This window comes from Kitasatospora putterlickiae (assembly GCF_039527695.1).
Taxonomy (GTDB): domain Bacteria; phylum Actinomycetota; class Actinomycetes; order Streptomycetales; family Streptomycetaceae; genus Kitasatospora; species Kitasatospora putterlickiae.
In genome coordinates this window covers 17,190-18,543 of sequence record NZ_BAAAKJ010000068.1, presented here as the reverse complement: position 1 = coordinate 18,543, position 1,354 = coordinate 17,190, and the positions used below count along the sequence as shown (strand labels likewise).

General features: G+C 74.7%; 1 protein-coding gene. It reads right to left on the bottom strand.

Annotated features, from left to right (window positions below):
- A partial coding sequence (locus ABD308_RS07830; RefSeq protein ID WP_344329687.1) for a sensor histidine kinase occupies window positions 1-1,133 on the bottom strand: 1,133 nt, incomplete at its 3' end.
- Window positions 1,134-1,354 lie beyond the last annotated feature (221 nt).

The window sequence follows — 1,354 nt, the reverse complement described above, 5'->3', positions numbered from 1 at the left end:
CCGCCGTCCGGTCCGGCGGTCAGCTCGCCGGCGAAGGCCGCGGCCCGCTCGCGCATGCCGATCAGGCCGAAGCCTCCTCCGCCGGTGGGGACGGCGGCGGGGGCGGCGACGGCCGGGCGGTCGTTGGCGACGCTGAGCCGGACGCGGCTGCCGGAGTACGTGAGGGTGACGTCGGCGGTGGTGCCGGCGGCGTGCTTGGCCACGTTGGTCAGGGCTTCCTGGAGGATCCGGTACGCCGTGAGGTCCACGCCCGGGGAGAGCGGCTGCGGCTGGCCCTCGACGGAGAGCCTGACGGGCAGGCCGGCCCGTTCGAAGACGTCGATCAGGTCGGGCAGCCGGTCAAGGCCGGGGGCCGGTTCGAGCGGGGCCTGCGGGTCGTCGGCGCGGCGCAGCAGGCCGACGGTGGCCTTGAGCTCGCGCAGCGCGGAGCCGGTGGCGTCGGTGAGGTGGCTGAGCATCTCACGGGCCTGGGCGGGGTGGCGGTCGAGGAGGTGGACGGCGATGCCGGCCTGGGCGTTGGCGAGGGCGATGTGGTGGGCGACGACGTCGTGCAGGTCGCGGGCGATCCGGATGCGTTCGTCGGCGACCCGTCGGCGGGCCTCCTCCTCGCGGGTGCGCTCGGCGCGTTCGGCGCGTTCCTCGATGGCGGCGAGGTGGGCGCGGCGGCTGCGGATGGAGTCCCCGAAGGCGCCGGGCAGCAGGACCCAGGCGATGACGCCGACCTTGACGCTGAAGGAGGTGTGGGGTTCGTTGATGACCGTGGCGGCGGTCACCAGCACGGCCGCGACGGCGGTGGCGATGCGCGCGGTGGTGCGGTCGGTGCGCACCGCGAGGAGGAAGAGGGCGGCGAGCAGGGGGGCGACCAGGCCCGCGTTGAGCTGGGTGGCGACGAAGCAGAGGGCCAGGCTGCAGACGAGTGTGACCGCGAAGGCGATGTCGGGCCGGCGGCGGTGGGCCAGGAGCGCCAGGCTGGAGACGGCGGCCAGGGTCAGCGCGGCCGGGTTGGGGGCGATGCGGTTGCCGAGGCGGTCCAGGGTGGTGGTCCCGGCGGTGACGACGAACATGGCGAGCACGAGCAGCGCGTCGGCCAGGTGGGGGTGGCGGCGCGCGCGGTGCAGCCAGGTGTCGATCATGCTCGCCTCTCCCGGTCCGGGGCTTCCCTGGCGGGCCCCTCGGCCGGGCCCGGACGATCCGGCGAGGGGGGTGAGGACGGTGGGGACGTACCGCACTACGGGAGACATACTGCAGATGCAGTACATACCGCCCGCTTGAACGGTAGTACGGATGCGGTTCGTACCATTTTGACCCGTCGGCGCGCCGAGGGGCCGGGGGCACCCCTGCCGCGGTCCCGTGG